Raw genomic sequence first — 20,751 nt, 5'->3', positions numbered from 1 at the left:
GGTTCACTTACAACTTAAATTAAAGACAAACCTAACAAGCGCTTTAACGGGACAAATAAAGCTTAGCTCCCGTCGCTGCGCTCCTAATTTTAGCTAAGCTAATTATTTGCCCGTTAAGCGGGCGTTATGTTGAAGGATGAAGCCTTGAGAATTATTGTACTATTAGCTTTGTGGTTTTCTGGACAAGCGAACGCCTGTATACCGTGTGATCCCGAAACTACTTTATTTGTTACTAGTCGTGCTACTCCGAAGTTTCCCAAATCTTACGTAGCTGATACAGAGAATGGTACGGTTACTTTTAAGCTAAATGTCAGTGCGACACTGGATATAACTAAAGTAGAGATCTTAGAGTTAATACCGAGTGATTTACCTGAGAGTTCAGTAATTGAAATGATTAAAAAATCTGGTTACCGACTATCTTCAGATAAACTAGATCATATAGCCTGTTCAGTTGAAAATGTTGAATTAACTTTTGAGTTTACTATCCCAAAAAAAGTTAAGTTTGAGCTTGATTTCTAAATATCAACATAACAAGCTGTTCAAGTGGGACTGCTAAAGTTTGGCTCGGTTTCGCTTCGCTTCACAAGTTTAGCCAAACATTTATCAGCCCCTTATTGGGGCGTTATATGCCATGGAGATTTAAGTGCCGAAGTCTAAATATCAGCAAATAATTGAAGATTTCTGTAGTAAAGAAGATATAGCTATTCCAGCTGGATTTTATAGGCACTCTGCAGGACATTTAGCAATAATTAAAGATATGGAACCGGGAAAACAATTAGTAGCAACAACTTGGGTAAAAAGTTCTGATGTGGTCAATTACCTTAGGAATTATGGTAATGAAAGTTGCCAAATATTCGATTTTAAAGGAGGTGTAGAGTTAGTTTGGAACGGAAAAAAATCGTTTTTAGTAAAGTCGGATGTATAACTGGCATATAACAAGCGCTTTAACGGGACAAATAAAGCTTAGCTCCCGTCGCTGCGCTCCTAATTTTAGCTAAGCTAATTATTTGCCTGTTAAGCGGGCGTTATACACCTAGGGAAGTTATGGAGTTTTCGATAAAACCGCACAATGGAATTGGCTTAATTAAATTAGGTATGCCTAGAGCAGAAGTTCGTGAATTACTCAATGGTTCATTTGATTCATCTAGAGACTCTCTCGACTATTATTTCAATTGCAGTCTTCAGGTTGAGTTTGAAAATGATTTAGTGAGCTTTATTGGTTTAGCTCTAAATGAATCTTATGTCGTAACATACTTCGGTGTTAATGTATTTGATGTAGAGGCTTCTGATTTATTCGCCTTAATATCTGCTAATGAACCACTGGAACATACATTTGAACGAGGTGAGTACGTTTTTCCTGAGCAAATAATAACGTTGTACGATGCTGACGAGCAGTACGATTACATAGGCAATAACCAAAGATCCATTTGGGGGCAAATTGGTTTAGGTTCAAAGGCATATTTAAAAGCTGTAAGCGGTGTATAACAAGCCAATAAAGCGGGACTGCTAAAGCTTGGCTCGGTTTCGCTTCGCTACACAAGTATAGCCAAGCATTATCAGCCCCTTATTGGGGCGTTAGCTTTCCTCGGAGGAAAATTTGAAATACCTATTATTTATTCTGATATTATTTTCTGTAAATGTTGTTGCAGATGATGCGCAAGAATTTAGCGACTTGGTAAAACCTGTATTCGATTCAATAGAAAAGGGTGACTTTGAAAATATAGCCTCTACAGCTTTATCAAAAGGGACTGTTATTAAATATATTAGCCCTGCTTCACTCGAAAAAACAGATGGTGATTTTGCAAGCTTACTAAAAGCATTTGGGAAGTACTATTCTAATAAGTTGATTCATGAGCAAGGAATTGAAGGCGATTATTGGGCAAGATGGTATCTTATGAAGTTTGAGAGGCAACCTGTTGTCTTTTATTTTGAATTTTATAAACCTAATGATAAATGGGGTATCAATTCCTTAGAAGTCAAAACGGATATTGATGATAAAATTGAAGAAGCAGGTGATTACAAAATAAGTGTTATTGGCTTAACTGACAAAAGCTAACAAGCCAATAAAGTGTGACTGCTAAAGCTTGGCTCGGTTTCGCTTCGCTACACAGTTTAGCCAAGCATTTATCAGCCCCTTATTGGGGCGTTATGTGTAAAAGGAACCTCAAAGCATGGAAGAGGCTATATCTTCAATTCAAAGTACAATAATTGTTTTTATTATTTATTTTGTTGGTATTGTATGTGCGAGTTATTTTTTGCTGCTGCCAATATTAAAATCTTTTGGTATTAGCCATCAAATTAGCTTAGCTCTTTCCAAAATTGCTATAGTCGTTTTAGCGGCATTAGTTTTTAAAAATCAATTGATAACGTAGTTTATTGTAATATACACATAACAAGCCAATAAAGTGGGACTGCTAAAACTTGGCTCGGTTTCGCTTCGCTACACAGTTTAGCCAAGCATTACCAGCCCCTTATTGGGGCGTTATATTTACCGGTGATGATTCGACTTTTACTGATTTTTTTGACCTTGTTTTCCATCTCAACTTTTTCTCAAGAGAAAAGTAAGATCGAAGTTGATATTAAAACTATCCCTGTGGGTGAGTTTAAGCAAGTTGAGTGGCGCGGTTATCCTGTATATATTTTTAATCTTAACTCTAAGCAAATTAAATCGGTATCAGAGAACTCATTTAAAATTGAACAAAGTGATTTTGATAAGGTTTATAACAGACTATCAACTATTTACTCATCAGAATTAACTAATATGTTATACGATTCAACTGTAAATAGAAGACGAACTCTGCAATCCACAAATGTTGTTGTTCTCTTTGGGGTTAGCCCAGAAAGTTTATGTATGTTCATCGTGAAATCAGAGCAAGTCCAACTAGAAGATCCGTGCAGCTTTTCCAAATTTTCTTATGACGGCCGACCGTTGAGCAATAATATAAAAAAACGTCTAGTTCTATTATCTCCACCATATCAACTTGAAAACAACAAAGTTCTGCTTTTAAATAATGCGAGTTATGAAAAAAAGTAAATATAACAAGCGCTTCAACGGGACAAATAAAGCTTAGCTCCCGTCGCTGCGCTCCTAAATTTTAGCTAAGCTAATTATTTGCCCGTTAAGCGGGCGTTAGGTAAACGGGGGATTCATCATGGAAGAAGTTGTTGCAGAAGCAGGTCGGCCTCTATTTCGTTTATTTTATTATATCTTTCGATTAATACTTTGGCTTGCTTGGGACTTGTCCGTTCAAATTATTGGCTGGAGTGTTGGTTGGTTCTTCCTGCGTATAATAACTATTGGTAATTTCCCTAAGTATTTAGTAACAGAGCAAGAAAGAGCACCTTTTGGGCAAGCGTTACTAGTTGAACTTGTGGGTCTTGCTATCATAGGGTTTATAACATTGGTACTGTACGGTCTAGCTTTTCAGTAAAGTTTACCTAACAAGCCAATAAAGGGGGACTGCTAAAGCTTGGCTCGGTTTCGCTTCGCTTCACAAGTTTAGCCAAGCATTATCAGCCCCTTATTGGGGCGTTATATTTACACCGAAGAACGGAAGCAATTTGAAAATAAAGCACTATGCTAAGCCACTAAAAATATTTGCCAATACAGAGTTTGAGAATTTAATTTGGCAATTATCAGTAGCGTTAATTAGTGGTGTTATGTCTTTTGCCAGTTTTAAAACTGGCTTTGGTATTTTGTTTTTTCCAATGTTTGCGGTTTTTTGTATTGCTACGCTAGGTATATTAATTGATGTGTTTTTCGCTATAAAAGCCAATTTAATTAAACCCAGTGCCAAAAAGTAAATATAACAAGCGCTTTAACGGGACAAATAAAGCTTAGCTCTCGTCGCTGCGCTCCTAAATTTTAGCTAAGCTAATTATTTGCCCGTTAAGCGGGCGTTATACGATTGCCTTAAATTGCATGTTTTCGATTAAACTCGAAGTAGTAAAACTATTACCTCCTTATTATGAAATATCAAATCATTTATGGGGTGAAACAGCTGATATTGATTCTGACGGTAATTCGCTAACGCCAGATTCAAATGATTGGAATGAGTTAACATTAATTCTTCGTACGGACGAAAGCCAAAGAATTGATATTGACCCAATAGATGAACTGGATAATGGGTTACTTATTTGTTCAACAGACAAATATTTGCTTAATAAGACAGTATTATTCTTACAAAAATTAGGTACAGTCAAAATAATCGTATAACAAGCTGTTAAAGGTGGGACTGCTAAAGTTTGGCTCGGTTTCGCTTCGCTTCACAAGTTTAGCCAAACATTTATCAGCCCCTTAACAGGGCGTTAGCTTGCCACCACTATTCAAGTCAAAATAGTTTGTGGCTTGTTGGCAAAATTAAAACGTGGTGGGTGTTGCGTTTCTTTGGTTTTGTGAGTTATTCGTACCAATCCTGTATAACACTTTTTGCTAAAGTGTTTTCGCCGTTTAGTTTTATCGGCTCAAACAAACCAAAGAGTTAACGGCTCAAATTCAAGTTTGTCGGGTAGTGGTGGATATTGTTGCATTTTCCGTACAAACGTATTTACCATTGTTTGTTGCTGGTAGTTTTGTGGTTACAGTAAACTATTCAGCTAACAAGCCAATAAAGTGGGACTGCTAAAGCTTGGCTCGGTTTCGCTTCGCTTCACAAGTATAGCCAAGCATTTATCAGCCCCTTATCGGGGCGTTATATGCCTAGGAGTAAAACATGGAACTTTCTACCATCTTAATTTTGCTTTTAGCCATTCACTGTTTTGTAGCTTTTATTATTTCGTTGTCTGTTTTAAATTGCCCTTTTAGGTTTAGTAACGAAAAATTAGGTTTATTTTTATTAACTTGGCTTGTGCCATATGTTGGACCAATCATTTCACATTACCGGCTTGGCAAGATAGGTTCGGTTAAAGGTGATGGCTCATTCCGTGGTAGTTCTACACTCGATATACCCCCGGATAATAGTGGTTGTGGTGGTTCTAGTGGTGGAGGCGATTAGGTGAATTGGCATATAACAAGCGCTTCAACGGGACAAATAAAGCTTAGCTCCGGTCGCTGCGCTCCTTAATTTTAGCTAAGCTAATTATATGCCCGTTAAGCGGGCGTTATATGCCAATTAAAATCATTTTAGCGTAAGACATCGTTTATTTGTCTTTTTCGCTATTCTTGGTTTGGCGTAATACTAATAAGCTTTGCTGTTTTTTGTGTTTTCAGATAGTTTATTTATTGTCGGTGGCTTTGCATTTCAGCAGAAATAAAAGGTGGCAAAGCTATTAATCTTGGCAGGTGTTTGTGGGTAGCTTAAAAGTTCAAAGTAGGGTGCTCAATTAACGGTGCCTTCAAAATGGTGTAGCGTTTAACGTAAAGTAAGCTGCATATAACAAGCGCTTCAATGGGACAAATAAAGCTTAGCTCGCGTCGCTGCGCTCCTAAATTTAGCTAAGCTATTATTTGCCCGTTAAGCGGGCGTTATATTTACTTCAGAGTAGGGGACAGAATTCAATCATGGGTAAAGTAAAAGTCATTCGTAAAGGAAACGGTGATGTTTTTAAAGATAAGCAGGGACGTTACGTCTTTGTAAAAGACGGAGTTCACTTTGCGCTTTCTCATGATCAAATGGGAGAATTAATTCATTTAATAAATGGCTTAAATGATGGTTCATTGCAAAATATTGATCCATCCTCTCCTGATATGGCTAAAGGTGACTAGTAAATATAACAAGGGCTTCAACGGGACAAATAAAGCTTAGCTCCCGTCGCTGCGCTCCTAATTTTAGCTAAGCTAATTATTTGCCCGTTAAGCGGGCGTTATGTGGCAATGGAGAATCAAGTCTAATGGATTATTTATCACCGATAGGTTTTTTGGTGGTGGCTATTTTGTATACCCATCGTGTATCCAAAAACATCACAGAAACTAACAGTTTTTATGCTACGGCAATTTGGTCAGCTATTGCACTGTTTAGTTTTTGTATTTTGGTTGCCTCATTTGTTTTTTCGGCGCTACTAGCGGGCATTGTTTCTGGTTTTATTTTTGTGGCGTCTTTATTGGTTACCTTAAAGTTTCGCAATGCGGTGACAGCCACATAACAAGTCAATAAAGCGGGACTGCTAAAGCTTGGCTCGGTTGCGCTTCGCTACACAGTTTAGCCAAGCATTATCAGCCCCTTATTGGGGCGTTAGGCAACTAGAGACAGTATGGTATTAATTAAAGCATTTCTTCCATTAATTAGTGTTTTGGCAATTTGGATTGGTTTCGTAATTTATTTTGGAGCCAAGATTAAACGACACCGGAAAAGCTTAGTTAGAGATGACTCTGCTCCTGTGAATTGTTTAACCTTAACTAGAGGTGTTGAGCCTACAAATTACTTTCGTAAATATAAAGTTTATGTTGATGAAGTCGCTGTTGGTGAGATTAGTTCTGGAGAAGTAAAACATTTTGAAATGGCTCCAGGTAAGCATACGGTTTCAGTTGCAATTGATTGGTGTAAATCAAGGCCATTTGAATTTGAGGCATCTGATGGTAACAATACAAAGTTGCAATGCGGGGCTAATTATAACAATTGGAAGTGTATATTCATGCATGTTATTAAACCATCACGCTGGATATATGTAAAAGTTGCCTAACAAGCGCTTTAACGGGACAAATAAAGCTTAGCTCCCGTCGCTGCGCTCCTAAATTTTAGCTAAGTTAATTATTTGCCCGTTAAGCGGGCGTTATGAATCAAAAGGAACCACCGTGCGATATTTAATAATTTTGCTCGCTACTTTTTTATCCGCATGTACAAGTTTGTCTAAGGGTGTTCAGCTAGTTACGGAAGGGAACTCCACATCTGAAGTACTTGTATATCGAACAGGTGCATTTCAAGCTGGAGCGGTAAGTATGTACTTTGGAGAAAATAATAAATATTTCGTTAAGCTACGCAATAACCAATTTTCCCAATTTAAAATAAACTCAGGTGAACATATATTTCAAGCTAAAGCAGATGCAAGCCCCTCTTCTACGCTTAATGTAAACCTACCTGAGAATACGCTGACTTGCCTACATGTTGAGCCAAACCCTGATATGTTGGGGGCTGTAATTGTTCCCATTGTCGCCAATATGGTTCCAACATTTGTTTTGAAGTCTGTTGATTGCCCTAACTTTGAAGAATTAAAGAAATATCAGAAAGTGTTTAATTCATAACAAGCTGTTCAAGTGGGACTGCTAAAGTTTGGCTCGGTTACGCTTCGCTTCACATTTTAGCCAAACCTTTATCAGCCCCTTAACAGGGCGTTATAAGGCGTAAGCAGATGGAAGGATTACAGCAAATAGAAGTTTCTATCTTTAATTGGCTCATTCAAAACTGCTCCGAATACGCCTTCGAATTAAAAAAACAGCTCTCACTTGCTGTTGTTACAGAAAGAGAATTTACTAATGGTGGCGGGGTGTTCGTTAGTATTGCTATTCCTGTCGAGTGTAAAAATAATATTCTCAAAAAGAACGACTACCTTGAGGGGCCATTGATTAAATCAAGCCAACTTGATAGCGGTGCTTTAGTTACTGTAAATATTTCAAAGGATGGCTTGGTTGAACACTTTGAAATATTTTCACTCGCAGGTGATTACCCTAAAAGTCAACATGTAGTAAATTACGAGTTAAGTTTACCTACATTTCAAACTGTAGATATCAGGTAAGTGCCTTATAACAAGAGCTTCAACGGGACAAATAAAGCTTAGCTCCCGTCGCTGCGCTCCTAAATTTAGCTAAGCTAATTATTTGCCCATTAAGCGGGCGTTAGCTTTGCCACCACTATTCTAGTAAAAATAGTTTTGTGGTTTGGCTGTAGAATTAAAAATTAGCACTTGTTGCCGTTCTTTGATGTGGTTAGTTTAGCGGTACAATTTACTAGGTATTTGTTGCTAAAGAGTTTTTGCCGAGGCTAAACTTGTAGTTCAAATTAACCATGTGTCAACGGCTCAAATTTAAGTTTGTCGGGTAGTGATGGATGTTGTTGCATTTTCCGTACAAACGTATTTACCATGGTTTGTTGCTGGTAGTTTTGTGGTTACAGCAGGCTATTCAGCTAACAAGCCAATAAAGCGGGACTGCTAACGCTTGGCTCGGTTTCGCTTCGCTTCACAAGTATAGCCAAGCATTTATCAGCCCCTTATTGGGGCGTTATGTGTCATGAATAAACCTTTTAAGTTTTGGTTGTTTGCATTAATCAGCATCTTGGTCATCTTACATTTTGCAGCTAACATATATGCAAAAAATGAGTTAGATAAGTTGCAACTAGCTCCTTCGCCAGACTTGTATGTCAATAACCTATCTTTTCAGTACTTTGCTTTTTGGTTATCTTACGGCACTTGGATTACTATTGGTGTAGTTGTTGTCGCAGTTTTACATATACTGTTAGGGCAAACACATAACAAGCGCTTTAACGGGACAAATAAAGCTTAGCTCCCGTCGCTGCGCTCCTAATTTTAGCTAAGCTAATTATTTGCCTGTTAAGCGGGCGTTAGCATTACAGGGAAAGTTTAGCTTTGAATTGTACAAAATATTCTTCGTTTTTAAGTGTTTTATTTGTTTTAACATTTAATGCCAAAGCGACTCATTTGGAGATAACTGAAGGTAGCGATAGAGATATATGTAAACAAATATACTCTAAGAGGATTTCTATTGATGTTAATGATACTAAGAATTACGGAAGACGTGCAGATGTAATGAAATTTAAAAAAAGTCTTGATTTAATTTCAGAGACAGATGACAAACTTAAATGGAAAGAAGGCTTTATCCAAATTAAAGGTACTTCTAAAAATTATAAAAAAGAGAGAGTGCCATATTTAGAGTTTGATATTGACAATGACGGAAATGATGAGTCGGTTCTTTCTTTTTTCTCATGGTCAAGTCAAATTCCAGGGGAGTACTATCGAGTTTTAGATGAAAAAATAGCTCTCGACGGTACTCAAAAGTTTATATGGAAAGACATTGATTCTTGGCCTGGTTTATATTCAACAGGTAACTGGGCTTATAAAAACCATGGACTTTATCAATTAGAAATTTATCCAATTAAAGTATCTGGGACATATTATCTTGGTTTAATTGATATTTATTTTGGTTCAAGTGACTTGATGGATAGAAGTGCCGTAATAGCAAAATATTCTAATGAAATGATAAGTAGTGACTCTGAGTGGGATGTCACATCTAATATTGAAATAGTATGTCAGTTTATGTACGTAAAGTAATGCTAACAAGCCAATAAAGTGAGACTGCTAAAGCTTGGCTCGGTTTCGCTTCGCTACACAGTTTAGCCAAGCATTACCAGCCCCTTATTGGGGCGTTAGGTGTACATGGAGTTGTATCAATAATGGAGTTTCTCAAAAAAATTCCGGTTTATTGTTTTGAAAATTCAAGACCGGAATTTCACGGAGCTATTGTTGTTTTGATGTATGCGGTTGTTTACTGGGTTCTATTTAGTGCAGCTGACTTAATTTTAAGAATTTTTGATTGGCGTTTTGTTATAAATTACGAGCTAGCAGGCTATTTTGTGGGTTGCATAGGAACTGCTGAATTAGCTAGAGGTTTAACAAAAGCCTATTTAGTTAAATCTGAAAAGTATAAACCTGTGTTTGGTTCTGCTTTGGCAGGAGCTACATTAGGTTTTATATTTGGCTACCTTATGATGCTTAAGTGGAGGCATTATGGAGCAGAGGCCCTAATTTTGTGGGCTTTAGGTGGTGCATCATTCTATTTGCTATTACATTGGTTGCTATACCTTGAAGCTAAAAAACAAGAAGGCACCTAACAAGGCAATAAAGTGGGACTGCTAGAGCTTGGCTCGGTTCCGCTTCGCTTCACAAGTATAGCCAAGCATTATCAGCCCCTTATTGGGGCGTTATGTTTACCTCACACAATGGAGATGTAATGAAAAAAATAATCATCACACTTACTTTAGTTTTATTTACTACTTTAGCTTTTGCCGATACTTTGCCTTCCAAAGAAAAAGCAAAAGAGCTTGCTCAAAATGTCATGGCTGAAATAGGTAAAGGCAATATGGAAGCTGGTGTAAAATTAACAAAGCCTTATTTAATCGTTCCCGAACACGAGTATTTTGCACTAATTGATCAAATGAAAATGCAGCAGCCAATAATAGAGCAGCGCTTCGGTAAAACTATAAGTGTTGAAATTGCTGAGATTGAAGAGGTTGGTGAATCACTGATGTTGGTATTGTATTTACAAAAATTTGATAAACATGTACTTCGTTGGAAATTCTATTTTTACAAACCTCGTAATGAATGGGTTTTAAATACATTCATGTTTGACGATCAAATTCATGCAATGTTCTCGATAATGTAAACATAACAAGCGCTTCAACGGGACAAATAAAGCTTAGCTCCCGTCGCTGCGCTCTTAAATTTTAGCTAAGCTATTATTTGCCCGTTAAGCGGGCGTTATATGCAAAGGAATATAAATGCTAATCTTGCTGTTTTACTTCATAGTTTTCATCTGCATAGCATCGCCAATTATTTTAGGTAAACGTAGGTTCAAATTTCTAGCGTTAATTAATGGTATGTTGTGGTGCGCTATCGAGGTGCTATCTGAGTTTGCAGTTGAGCAACCTGATGCGGATGCAGTTTTTGTTATTGGTATGGTAGTTAAGTCGGTATTAATAATTTTAGTTAGTTACTTGTTTATGGTGGCATTCAATGCAACCCTTAAACACGTCAAATTTGCATATAACAAGCGCTTTAACGGGACAAATAAAGCTTAGCTCCCGTCGCTGCGCTCCTAATTTTAGCTAAGCTAATTATTTGCCCATTAAACGGGCGTTATGTTTCAAGGAAGGTATTAAGTCCAAATGGAAAAATGTAGAAAAGCAAAGGAAATGCACGCAGAACAATTATTAAAAATTAGTACTAATTTATTTACAGCGTTTATAGTGACAATATTGATTGTGCCTATAAGTGTTGTTGCAAGTGCTGCTTTTCATAATACTACAACCCAAAACCCATTAAATATATTTATTAACTTGTTTGGCTCTTGGTATGCTGTCGTTTTCATAGCGGCGGAATCCGCATTGTATTATCTAGTATTTAAAGCAAGAGATAATGCGTATGCTATTTATAATGAACTTTATCCTGATGATGAAGTTGAAACATAACAAGCCAATTAAGTGGGACTGCTAAAGCTTGGCTCGGTTTCGCTTCGCTACACATGTTTAGCCAAGCATTATCAGCCCCTTATTGGGGCGTTATACGTTTGAAGGGAGAGCAGCGTGAAGTCAAAATTTGGAATATCTCTTTTACTATTAGCTGCGATTGTTGCTTTTAGCACTGCACTCGCTCACTTATCCTGCATATTCTTTGGGGCTGAATGTTATTCGGCTCAAATGGCTCCCAAATTTATAGTCGAGTCGGCACAGCAAGGAACAATAGTTGCGCCTATTGGTGCTATTCTCGCCGCTATTCTTTTTATTATTCCCGGCTGTTATGCGTTATCAGCAGCACAAATAATTCGCAAACTCCCATTATTAAAATTAGGTATATATACTATTGCCAGTCTTTGCGTTATCCGTGGTCTGCTACCGATACAACTTTGGTTGCGAAAACCAGACAAAGTAACAGATATAGTGCTTTATATTGGTATAGTTTGGCTTGTGGTTGGGCTATTTTACTTGTTTGGCTACAGGTCCGCGAGTAAAGTAAACGTATAACAAGCTGTTAAAGGTGGGACTGCTAAAGTTTGGCTCGGTTTCGCTTCGCTTCACAAGTTTAGCCAAACATTTATCAGCCCCTTAACAAGGCGTTATGTGAATTATGGATAGTCGAGCATTTACAAAATTAATAGAGTTTTTAGAGAAAGTACTTGCAATCAAAGGTTCAATTGCACACGGCTCTGAAGAAAGTGAGAATTGGTGGGTTAAGTTCACAATAGATACAACACACCACTTAGCATGGCATACAGTACAAGAGTTAGGTCATGTACTAAACTATTTATCGCTAGAAGAGCGGCTTCCAACTTCTTTTTATCCTGTTTCTCCACCGCCTTATATGAATGGTGGTCCAAATGATTTTTTGTCTTGGGTAATAGAATGTGAAAATACGGAATTTAGACCAGGTACTTGTGCTGAATGGTTGGAAGGCCGGTTACCGAGACCAGTTAATGATACTTCTATGTGGGAAATCGATTAAATTCACATAACAAGCGCTTTAACGGGACAAATAAAGCTTAGCTCCCGTCGCTGCGCTCCTAATTTTAGCTAAGCTAATTATTTGCCCATTAAGCGGGCGTTAGCAATACAAGGAAGCTCGCATTGGAGTTTATAAATAAAAATAAAACAGCTATTGCTGTGAGCATTATCAGTACAATAGTATTTCTGTATATTTTGCAGCCTTTATTAGAGTTTATTGGCGTAGCATTTATCTCTTTTGCGTCATATATAAACACATCTTATGTAGATAAAATATATGCGCAGATTTCTCATTTAGAATTATTAAATTATGGTCTGTTTTTCTACACGGTATTTTCATCGTGTTTAATTTCGGTTTTGTTAACTACTATTTTCGCTCTCTGGAAGAAAGAAAAAACAACGAGTGAAGATGAAACTGAAAACAATAAAAAATCACCAAAATTAAAGCGTCTAACTGCTTTAGCTTTGGTTATAACGACTCTATTTATTCTTAGTATCTCAACTCGTATATACCAATTTTCAATACTAACTAGTTTCAAGCAGCATTTTAGAATAATTGCAGCTTATATACCCGAGCAGGAAGAAGAGAACATTTTAAGTCAATGGTCTCTAATGCAATCAAAAGAAGATTATGAGTTGGTACAGAAAAAAATTGAAAACATAGCAAAAGACAACGGAATCAAGTTGCCTTCAAATGCTATTTATTCCTTAAATTCCATATAAAGTATTGCTAACAAGCTGTTCAAGCGGGACTGCTAAAGTTTGGCTCGGTTTCGCTTCGCTTCACAGTCTAGCCAAACATTTATCAGCCCCTTAACAGGGCGTTATATGCCAATTAAAATCATTTTAGCGTAAGACATGGTTTGTTTTTTTTCGCTATTCTGGGCTTGGCGCAATACTAATAAGCTTTGCCGTTTTCTGTCTTTTTAGATAGTTTATTTCTTGTTGGTGGTTTTGTATTTCAGCAGAAATAAAAGGTGGCAAAGCTATTAATTTTGGTTGGTTTTGGTGGGTAGCTCAAAAGTTCAAAGTGGGGTGCTCAATTAACGGTGCCTTCAAAATGGTGCAGTGTTTAACGTAAAGTAAGCTGCATATAACAAGCGCTTCAACGGGACAAATAAAGCTTAGCTCCCGTCGCTGCGCTCCTAAATTTTAGCTAAGCTAATTATTTGCCCGTTAAGCGGGCGTTAGCTTTCAAAGGATCAAATAGTGAAATTTTCTACCTTAGCTTCTATTTTTGTATTTTTATTTTCTAATTGTGCCATTGCAGGGAATGTAGAAATGATTAATAGCTATATTAAAAAATTATCTCATCAATCGGAAAAGGAACGTACGACAGCCGCTTGGTGGTTAGCTCAGGACTACTTAGATGGTCGAGTTAACGGAATCTATAATATAAATGAAATTTATCTGCTTGAAGCTAATCTCGATCTATTAATTCAAACTTTAATGCGTAATGATAGCGGAAGCAGTTTTATCGTAGAACTATTTGGAGCTCGTTATTTAGCTGGCAGTGGTTCGTATGTCCCTTGTTATATGAGTATGGAAAATAGAGAAAAAATCATACAGTCTTTACGCAAATATCAAACAAAGAAACCTGATGTATTCTGGGCAAATAAAGCTGAAAAGGCTGTGAAAAATATTACTGAATGCACAAATACAAAAAGCTAACAAGAAATTTAACAAGGACAAAAAACAGTTGGCTTTTTGTTCACTACGTTCACTTATTTTAGCCAACTATTTTTTGCCTGTTAATTAGGCGTTATGTTTTTTGGGGACATGGATGATCGTAAAAATACTATTTTTAATCGCAGCTTTGAGGTTTCACGATTATAAAGAACACCCAGTACCACCAACTATTTTATATTGCGCACCAATATTATTGTTTGCATTGTTAAATAGTACTCCGATCTTCCACTTATTTGTCCATGCAGTAATAATGGTTAGTGTGGTTTTTATGTACTTCTTATTACTAACAAAATTTAGCCATGGCATAGAGTATTATCTAATTATGGCAATTGGTGCAGTTATTCTTTTGTTTGTGGTATAAAAACATAACAAGCGCTTTAACGGGACAAATAAAGCTTAGCTCCCGTCGCTGCGCTCCTAAATTTTAGCTAAGCTAATTATTAGCCCGTTAAGCGGGCGTTAGCTTTGCCACCACTATTCGAGTAAAAATTATTTGTGGTGGCCTTGGTGTAAAACGCCAATTTTGCACTTGCTGCCGTTCTTGAGTTTGGCTAGTTTAGCAGCCATAGATTGCTCAGCATTTTTTGCCAAAGAGTTTTCGCCTTTGCTAAATTCGTTATTCAAACTAGCAAAGTGCCAACGGCTCAAATTCAAGTTTGTCGGGTAGTGGTGGATGTTGTTGCACTTTCCGTACAAACGTATTTAACATTGTTTGTTGCTGGTAGTTTTGTGGTTACAGTAGGCTATTCAGCTAACAAGCCAATAAAGCGGGACTGCTAAAGCTTGGCTCAGTTCCGCTTCGCTACACAGTTTAGCCAAGCATTTATCAGCCCCTTATTGGGGCGTTAGGTGTACGGATATGTCTAACCTTGAAGAAACTTTCGGTTATTTGAAAAGTATCGTTAAGCAAAAAAGTTTCAGCATTAAAATAGATTGTGAAAATTTTGAAACTGTTTTTATCGTTGAAGTGGAAGGTGGATTTCAAATAACTGACAATTGTGAGACATTCCTCTATTTAGATAAAAATAGTTCTAGAACATATTTAAAGTATAAAGATTTAGACTTTTCTATAATTAAAAAAATTTGCGATGATAACAGCGTAAAGCTTACACGAATTGACGACGAATCATATCACCAAATAAATGTAACCGTTTTTAGTGTTTCAGATTTATCTATAGCTATAAACAATGTAGCAAATGCAATAGATGCTGTTTTTTCTTATGCTTATATCGATTAAAGTGTACACCTAACAAGCTGTTTAAGTGGGACTGCTAAAGTTTGGCTCGGTTCCGCTTCGCTTCACAAGTTTAGCCAAACATTATCAGCCCCTTAACAGGGCGTTATGTGCCTTCGGAAATAAAATGAAATATAGGCCTATCGAGTTCTGGATGGATAGAAGTGAAAAATTATTGGCATCAAACAAAAAGAACTTTGTTTGGTTGATCATTAGCGTTCCAATATTATTAGTTTGTTGGTTTTATAGCACAATTATATTTTTTCTCTTACTAGGTTTACCTATGGTAGCTGCGTTTAATATTGTGTTTAATTTAGTGCTGTTGCTAGAGTGTAAATATAAATATAAATTAAAGGTAAAAGGCACATAACAAGCTGTTTAAGTGGGACTGCTAAAGTTTGGCTCGGTTTCGCTTCGCTGCAAATGTTAGCCAAACATTTATCAGCCCCTTAACAGGGCGTTAACTGTCACCACTAATTCAAGTTAAATTGTTTTTATTGTTTTGGTGTTAAACGATAGTTTGGGCAGTTATTGCCCATGTGTTTTCGCCTTTGCAGGTTTGTCAGTTTATAACAAATTCAAGTGCAAAAGGCTCAAATCAACGTTTTGGTGTTACCGTGGCGAGGTGTTGGGGCGTTTTTGGTAAACGCATTTAACTTTGGTTGTTGCTATTAGTTTTGTGGTTACATTAAGCTATCAGTTAACAAGTGCTTCAACAGGACAAATAAAGCTTAGCTCCCGTCGCTGCGCTCCTAATTTTAGCTAAGCTAATTATTTGCCCGTTAAGCGGGCGTTAGAAGCACGCGATAAATTAAAGTCATGAAGAAAATTTGTATTATTGTTACGTTGTTTATTTTGGCCGGTTGCTCAGCGCCAAGTAGTAAAAAAACAAACTTGTTCCCTGAAATTGATGTACAAACAAAAGAGTACGCACAGTTGTTTACTTTAAGGTGTGAATCTCGTTACAAGGGCAAAAAGATGTTGGTAAAAGAGTATTGCGCTTGTTTTTTAAAGCATCAACAAGTAAAAAACACAGCACATACTTTTCCAACTACACAGTGTAAAGCAGAAAATAAATACGTTTATACACCAATATCAAAGTAATGTGTTTCTAACAAGCGCTTTAACGGGACAAATAAAGCTTAGCTCCCGTCGCTGCGCTCCTAATTTTAGCTAAGCTAATTATTTGCCCGTTAAGCGGGCGTTATGTGTAATGGATGGAGTCACTCATATTGAAAATGCGCTATACATTCCAACCTTTAAAACAATTTGCTACTTCTAGTTTTGAGGGCAAGTTATGGAAGGTTGTTGTTGGCGTTATTAGTGGTTTGTTTGCTTACAAGGGCTATCAAGCAAATGTAGCAATTATTCTATTTCCAATGGCTGGTGTTTGTCTCGTTTGTATAGTTGGTTTATTAACATCTATGTACTTTTCAGTATTAGAGTTGTTTAATAAAAAGTAATTGCTGTAATTACACATAACAAGCCAATAAAGTTGGGACTGCTAAAGCTTGGCTCGGTTCCGCTTCGCTTCACAGTTTAGCCAAGCATTATCAGCCCCTTATTGGGGCGTTATACGTATAAGGAAGTCTGCATTGCTCGAAGGCTTATTTTCTATAGTTGCAGCTATCGCTGAAGCTCTTTTTTCTTTGTTTGCTGCTTTGCTAGAATTTATTACAGGTTTTTTTGTGGCGGCAGGAGAAACTCTGTCAATAATTGATCTTATAGCTTTATTAATTGTTTTGGTCTTTGAAGTATTGCTTTGGTTTATTTTATGGTTTGTGGAGTTGGTCGTTTCATTAATTAAATGGCGTAAACCTAAAATAATTAAAAAACCTGTGTTGTGGCGACCAAAGCCAAAACTTAAAAAAATAAAGAATAGTGATTAGCGCAATTTACGTATAACAAGCTGTTAAAGGTGGGACTGCTAAAGTTTGGCTCGGTTTCGCTTCGCTTTACATTTTAGCCAAACATTTATCAGCCCCTTAACAGGGCGTTAGGTGTCACGTATGGAAACGCAGGTCGATTTTAGTTCCAATATTTTTAAACCGTATCTTCCGGACGAATCACAAGTGAACCCCAAAGTTTACGGTGCCGAGTTAGCTTATTGGCTTTCACAAAAACTTGCGGAAAAAGGTTTTTTTACTTCATACCCAGAGTACGAAGATTGGGGGTGGTATCTTGACTATTACGTTGCCGATAATGAATATAGACTATGTTGCGGAAATGTTGATAATTCGGAAACTGATTGGCAAATAACACTAGAGGCTTACCCTAAAGGTTTTTTTGGACGTAACAAGCCTTCTATAGAATACGCAGATTCGTTATTAGTGGCTCTACGCTCAGTTTTGAGGGAAAGCCAAGACATTAAAAATATAAACTGGGTAACACTGCAAAACACCTAACAAGTGCTTCAACGGGACAAATAAAGCTTAGCTCCCGTCGCTGCGCTCCTAATTTTAGCTAAGCTATTATTTGCCCGTTAAGCGGGCGTTATGTTTACTATGAATACTGTTGAATGTTCTGAACATTGTGGATCACCAAACAATTGGCCTTTTTCCTTTCCGGCCAATACTTGTGCTGTCACAACCAAATTTGTCATGAGTGGCGAGCAACCAATTGTCGAGGTATTACACTGGGATGATGAAGGCTGGCAATTTATGTGCAACACAACGGATAATGCAGATGACGGAATGGTTGTATGCATGGGGTGTTTATATAAAAGGTTTCCATGGATATCTAAATTCAAAGATCTTCTGCCTAACCATTCTGCTTTTTTCGAAAATAGTAAATGGCAGATAGAAGAGTTAGAGTAAACATAACAAGCTGTTAAAGTGGGACTGCTAAAGTTTGGCTCGGTTTCGCTTCGCTACACATTTTAGCCAAACATTAGTCAGCCCCTTATTGGGGCGTTAGCTGTACACCAAGTATTTTTAGTACGGAGCTTCTTCATGGAAAAGAATAGTAACAAACCAAAGTTAAAAGAACCTAATTCCCCCTTAGATCTAGTTCGTATGCGAACAGGAGTTGCGTTGCTAGATTCAATGTTAGAGTCCAAAACACTTACAATCATAGTTATAATCGGAGTATTAGTTTTTGCTGGCTTCTTCAATTTTTTGTATAAAATGGCAACAGGTTAAATAAGATTAAAAGTACAGCTAACAAGCCAATAAAGTGGGATTGTTAAAGTTTGGCCCGGTTTCACTTCGCTACACAAGTATAGCCAAGCATTTATCAGCCCCTTATTGGGGCGTTAGTTTTACCTAGAATCATATAAACGGAATTAAACTATGAGAAAAATATTAAGTTTTATCATGCTTACTTTTTGTGCCTCAAGTTCTTTTGCGGATGAATCTTTCAAAGACACTATTTTATCTGGTTACAAGGACCGTTGTGTAAAAGTGATGTCTCAAAAAGAATCTGAGCAGGCTTTTATATCAAAGGTCTGTAATTGCGAGGCTGAAGTTATAGATGAGAACTTCACAACTTTTGAGTTAATAGTAACTGCTGGTAAACATAAGTCGGGCCTCACGCCTATAGACAAAGAAAAAATTAATGAGCTAAAAGTCAAAATTAAACAATGTAAATCGTAACGCTAACAAACAAATAAAGTGAGACTGCTAAAGTTTGGCTCGGTTTTGCGTCCCGGCACATTTTAGCCAAACATTTATCAGACTCTTGATAGGGCGTTATGTTTACACCAAATGAAGGACTAAATTGTTGTGACAAAGTACTTTCTTTCTATTTTAGTTATATTCTTATTGATAGGTTGTAATATTGAGGTTCCTGAAGCTGATGCAAAATTTGGCACTCAAAATTTTGTTTCAGCTATTTCTATAATTGAACTACACAAAACTAGAAATGGAGAGTATCCAAATAGTTTGGATGATTTAGAGTTTTTGGGCGATTGGGATGCTATTTGGTTATCTGCTGTCAAATATGAGAAATCAGGCGAAGGCTACAATCTTTATTTAGAGAGAGGTTGGGTAGGCAAACCTTCATTAGAATTTCCCGCTAACTTTAAGATTGGCTTAGGTATTAAAAAGACAAATGTGAAGTGGGTAGTCAATTAAATATATCAAGCGCTTTAACGTGACAAATAAAGTTTGCTAGCTCACGTTATTGCGCTGCTAATTTTAGCTAAACTAATCAATTTACCCGTAAAGCGGGCGTTATATATCAAGGATAGCTGTGTTGTCATGTAGGTGTGGTTCTTGCAATAGTACTAATATAATCAAAACTCATTTTTGGATTTCAAAAATTGACGGATTTGGCTTTGTTTTTTTAAGTTTGTTACTCACAGCCCCTGTGTGGGCTTTAACGTCTTTGATCGAAGAGTATTACGTCTTGTCTGTTTTAATTGTGCTAATTACGATTTATCTGGCTATATCAAGTAAGCAATATAACGTTGTAGCGATGTTAGCGATCGAGCTTCTAATAGACTTAACGCTTTATGAACTTGGTCTGTATTCATATAGCTTGTTGGTCGCTACTGCGTTTTTTATCACTTTTATAAAAGTTGGCAGTAAAATTTATGGCTTTTTCTTTTTATGTGTTAACTATAAATTTAACTTTGAATTAATTTGTAAAAAATGCGGGAAGGTTAATAATGTAGATTCCATTAGAAATGGCAGCTGCTCCAATTCATTTCGGCGCAGATCCGATCAAAATCAGCAGCGCTGTTTAACTTTAGCTGTTGCTTGATTTTGATATCGATGGAAACCATTCAGATAAAACGGAGTAGTAAGTTATCATTTAAGATATTTGTTGGCGTAGCGCTCAATGATATTGGCATTTTTAATAATACAACCAGTAACAAGCGCCAAGATAAAAAGTAGTAAAGTGATATAGATTTCTGTAACACTCATCAGAAATTACTTTATCTATTAACACTAGAGCATCATAACGTATAGCGTTGCTTCTGTATATTTTGATGGTTATCACATAACTAACATTAAGCTTTTTGCTCTACATGGCAAAAAACATCATGATAATGAAAAAACGTCATGATGATGAAAAAACGTCATATTACGCAAAAAATGTCATGTTAATCGATTTAACTGCAAGGAAAGTCAGAAATATCAAGGTGTTTTAAAAGCTTATTAAAATAATTAATCCATTATAATTGATTTAATACATCATTTTTGTTGTTAAAACATTGAGCTCCGCACATATTGATGATCAAACTACGATTAACACAACTTGATCATTTCTCAATCTTAAACTACACACAAGGAATAACTTAACTCAACGTAAAAAATGCGTTGTTCATGTATTAGGTGTGAATGATGAATTGGATTTAATGCTAAGCCCTTGGTTTTTATAGGGCTAAAAACAAAAAATCAGACCGTAAGTCTGACTTTCGAGTAGATGAAACTTTTGGCGAAGGATTCATTTAGTCTTAAGTCTAGCTCTCCTTTTGTGTCTGTCAAATTCACGCTGTAAAAAAATTTAAATTCTTTTGGAAAATGTAAATGACGATGTTTATTCGAGGTGTTTTCATGGCGTAGAAATAAAAATCTCGTTAGCAGGTAGGACTGCTAACGAGACCGCTTGTCAGACAAGCTTGCCGAATGTGTAACCCGACAAGCTAATGATTAATTCTTGACGTTATTTTGTCAAGCAAAGCGGCTGCGCCTTTATTTTAATTTGACGAGATAAAGG

At 36.8% G+C, this 20,751-nt stretch carries 32 protein-coding genes; 31 read left to right on the top strand and 1 reads right to left on the bottom strand.

The window, feature by feature from the left end:
• Positions 1-126 precede the first annotated feature (126 nt).
• From J7384_RS16970 to J7384_RS16855, 24 genes are all read left to right on the top strand, one after another.
• Entirely contained in the window at positions 127-519 is a 393-nt protein-coding gene (locus tag J7384_RS16970; protein ID WP_209115731.1) for a hypothetical protein, read from the top strand.
• Positions 520-643: 124 nt separating this feature from the next.
• Positions 644-925 carry a hypothetical protein gene (locus tag J7384_RS16965; protein WP_209115730.1) on the top strand — a complete coding sequence of 94 codons (282 nt, stop codon included), beginning with the start codon at positions 644-646 and terminating at the stop codon, positions 923-925.
• 119 nt (positions 926-1,044) lie between these two features.
• A complete protein-coding gene (locus J7384_RS16960) occupies positions 1,045-1,485 on the top strand; it encodes a hypothetical protein (protein ID WP_209115729.1) in 441 nt (146 codons plus the stop codon).
• 112 nt (positions 1,486-1,597) lie between these two features.
• Entirely contained in the window at positions 1,598-2,056 is a 459-nt protein-coding gene (locus J7384_RS16955) for a hypothetical protein (RefSeq protein WP_209115728.1), read from the top strand.
• 115 nt (positions 2,057-2,171) lie between these two features.
• Positions 2,172-2,372: a hypothetical protein gene (locus J7384_RS16950; RefSeq protein ID WP_209115727.1), complete on the top strand. Its 201-nt coding sequence runs from the start codon at positions 2,172-2,174 to the stop codon at positions 2,370-2,372.
• Between the two features lie 122 nt (positions 2,373-2,494).
• On the top strand, positions 2,495-3,034 hold the full coding sequence (locus tag J7384_RS16945; RefSeq protein ID WP_209115726.1) for a hypothetical protein: 540 nt from the start codon (positions 2,495-2,497) through the stop codon (positions 3,032-3,034).
• A 118-nt stretch (positions 3,035-3,152) separates the two neighbouring features.
• Positions 3,153-3,431, top strand: coding sequence for a hypothetical protein (locus J7384_RS16940; protein WP_209115725.1), 279 nt, complete (start codon positions 3,153-3,155; stop codon positions 3,429-3,431).
• 130 nt (positions 3,432-3,561) lie between these two features.
• The gene (locus J7384_RS16935) at positions 3,562-3,804 is read left to right on the top strand and encodes a hypothetical protein (protein ID WP_209115724.1); all 243 of its coding nucleotides are present in this window, start codon (positions 3,562-3,564) and stop codon (positions 3,802-3,804) included.
• A gap of 118 nt (positions 3,805-3,922) precedes the next feature.
• The gene (locus tag J7384_RS16930) at positions 3,923-4,216 is read left to right on the top strand and encodes a hypothetical protein (protein WP_209115723.1); all 294 of its coding nucleotides are present in this window, start codon (positions 3,923-3,925) and stop codon (positions 4,214-4,216) included.
• A 496-nt stretch (positions 4,217-4,712) separates the two neighbouring features.
• A complete protein-coding gene (locus J7384_RS16925; protein WP_209115722.1) occupies positions 4,713-4,994 on the top strand; it encodes a hypothetical protein in 282 nt (93 codons plus the stop codon).
• Positions 4,995-5,500: 506 nt separating this feature from the next.
• The gene (locus tag J7384_RS16920) at positions 5,501-5,704 is read left to right on the top strand and encodes a hypothetical protein (protein WP_209115721.1); all 204 of its coding nucleotides are present in this window, start codon (positions 5,501-5,503) and stop codon (positions 5,702-5,704) included.
• A 125-nt stretch (positions 5,705-5,829) separates the two neighbouring features.
• Complete coding sequence (locus tag J7384_RS16915; RefSeq protein WP_209115720.1) at positions 5,830-6,081, top strand: hypothetical protein; 252 nt, start codon at positions 5,830-5,832, stop codon at positions 6,079-6,081.
• Between the two features lie 108 nt (positions 6,082-6,189).
• A complete protein-coding gene (locus J7384_RS16910; RefSeq protein WP_209115719.1) occupies positions 6,190-6,618 on the top strand; it encodes a hypothetical protein in 429 nt (142 codons plus the stop codon).
• 112 nt (positions 6,619-6,730) lie between these two features.
• A complete protein-coding gene (locus J7384_RS16905) occupies positions 6,731-7,177 on the top strand; it encodes a hypothetical protein (RefSeq protein WP_209115718.1) in 447 nt (148 codons plus the stop codon).
• Positions 7,178-7,284: 107 nt separating this feature from the next.
• The gene (locus tag J7384_RS16900; RefSeq protein WP_209115717.1) at positions 7,285-7,668 is read left to right on the top strand and encodes a hypothetical protein; all 384 of its coding nucleotides are present in this window, start codon (positions 7,285-7,287) and stop codon (positions 7,666-7,668) included.
• Positions 7,669-8,161: 493 nt separating this feature from the next.
• On the top strand, positions 8,162-8,434 hold the full coding sequence (locus tag J7384_RS16895; protein WP_209115716.1) for a hypothetical protein: 273 nt from the start codon (positions 8,162-8,164) through the stop codon (positions 8,432-8,434).
• Between the two features lie 83 nt (positions 8,435-8,517).
• Positions 8,518-9,219: a hypothetical protein gene (locus tag J7384_RS16890; protein ID WP_209115715.1), complete on the top strand. Its 702-nt coding sequence runs from the start codon at positions 8,518-8,520 to the stop codon at positions 9,217-9,219.
• 122 nt (positions 9,220-9,341) lie between these two features.
• Complete coding sequence (locus J7384_RS16885) at positions 9,342-9,779, top strand: hypothetical protein (RefSeq protein WP_209115714.1); 438 nt, start codon at positions 9,342-9,344, stop codon at positions 9,777-9,779.
• Positions 9,780-9,898: 119 nt separating this feature from the next.
• On the top strand, positions 9,899-10,330 hold the full coding sequence (locus tag J7384_RS16880; RefSeq protein ID WP_209115713.1) for a hypothetical protein: 432 nt from the start codon (positions 9,899-9,901) through the stop codon (positions 10,328-10,330).
• 502 nt (positions 10,331-10,832) lie between these two features.
• On the top strand, positions 10,833-11,135 hold the full coding sequence (locus J7384_RS16875; RefSeq protein ID WP_209115712.1) for a hypothetical protein: 303 nt from the start codon (positions 10,833-10,835) through the stop codon (positions 11,133-11,135).
• A 114-nt stretch (positions 11,136-11,249) separates the two neighbouring features.
• A complete protein-coding gene (locus J7384_RS16870) occupies positions 11,250-11,687 on the top strand; it encodes a hypothetical protein (RefSeq protein ID WP_209115711.1) in 438 nt (145 codons plus the stop codon).
• 103 nt (positions 11,688-11,790) lie between these two features.
• Complete coding sequence (locus J7384_RS16865; RefSeq protein ID WP_209115710.1) at positions 11,791-12,165, top strand: hypothetical protein; 375 nt, start codon at positions 11,791-11,793, stop codon at positions 12,163-12,165.
• Between the two features lie 122 nt (positions 12,166-12,287).
• Positions 12,288-12,887 (top strand): hypothetical protein, encoded by a 600-nt coding sequence (locus tag J7384_RS16860; protein WP_209115709.1) that lies wholly within the window; start codon positions 12,288-12,290, stop codon positions 12,885-12,887.
• Between the two features lie 486 nt (positions 12,888-13,373).
• On the top strand, positions 13,374-13,835 hold the full coding sequence (locus J7384_RS16855) for a hypothetical protein (protein ID WP_209115708.1): 462 nt from the start codon (positions 13,374-13,376) through the stop codon (positions 13,833-13,835).
• Positions 13,836-14,342: 507 nt separating this feature from the next.
• Here J7384_RS16855 and J7384_RS19630 read toward each other — a convergent pair.
• Positions 14,343-14,477, bottom strand: a complete 135-nt coding sequence (locus J7384_RS19630; RefSeq protein ID WP_280636358.1) for a hypothetical protein — start codon at positions 14,475-14,477, stop codon at positions 14,343-14,345.
• A 235-nt stretch (positions 14,478-14,712) separates the two neighbouring features.
• On the opposite strand from J7384_RS19630, the gene J7384_RS16850 reads away from it, so the two are divergent.
• The 7 genes from J7384_RS16850 (at position 14,713) to J7384_RS16820 (ending at position 19,160) form a co-directional block, all read left to right on the top strand.
• Positions 14,713-15,090, top strand: coding sequence for a hypothetical protein (locus tag J7384_RS16850; protein ID WP_209115707.1), 378 nt, complete (start codon positions 14,713-14,715; stop codon positions 15,088-15,090).
• Between the two features lie 1,229 nt (positions 15,091-16,319).
• On the top strand, positions 16,320-16,550 hold the full coding sequence (locus J7384_RS16845) for a hypothetical protein (protein ID WP_209115706.1): 231 nt from the start codon (positions 16,320-16,322) through the stop codon (positions 16,548-16,550).
• A gap of 132 nt (positions 16,551-16,682) precedes the next feature.
• Entirely contained in the window at positions 16,683-16,976 is a 294-nt protein-coding gene (locus J7384_RS16840) for a hypothetical protein (RefSeq protein ID WP_209115705.1), read from the top strand.
• Between the two features lie 120 nt (positions 16,977-17,096).
• Complete coding sequence (locus J7384_RS16835; protein ID WP_209115704.1) at positions 17,097-17,492, top strand: hypothetical protein; 396 nt, start codon at positions 17,097-17,099, stop codon at positions 17,490-17,492.
• 99 nt (positions 17,493-17,591) lie between these two features.
• Positions 17,592-17,903, top strand: a complete 312-nt coding sequence (locus J7384_RS16830; RefSeq protein ID WP_209115703.1) for a hypothetical protein — start codon at positions 17,592-17,594, stop codon at positions 17,901-17,903.
• A gap of 474 nt (positions 17,904-18,377) precedes the next feature.
• Positions 18,378-18,680: a hypothetical protein gene (locus J7384_RS16825; protein ID WP_209115702.1), complete on the top strand. Its 303-nt coding sequence runs from the start codon at positions 18,378-18,380 to the stop codon at positions 18,678-18,680.
• A gap of 129 nt (positions 18,681-18,809) precedes the next feature.
• Positions 18,810-19,160: a hypothetical protein gene (locus J7384_RS16820; protein ID WP_209115701.1), complete on the top strand. Its 351-nt coding sequence runs from the start codon at positions 18,810-18,812 to the stop codon at positions 19,158-19,160.
• Positions 19,161-20,751 lie beyond the last annotated feature (1,591 nt).

The sequence above is a fragment of the Endozoicomonas sp. G2_1 genome (genome assembly GCF_017744155.1).
GTDB lineage: Bacteria > Pseudomonadota > Gammaproteobacteria > Enterobacterales > Alteromonadaceae > JAGHQT01.
Note: the sequence above shows the minus strand (reverse complement) of the source record. Positions and strands in the feature narration are given on the sequence as shown.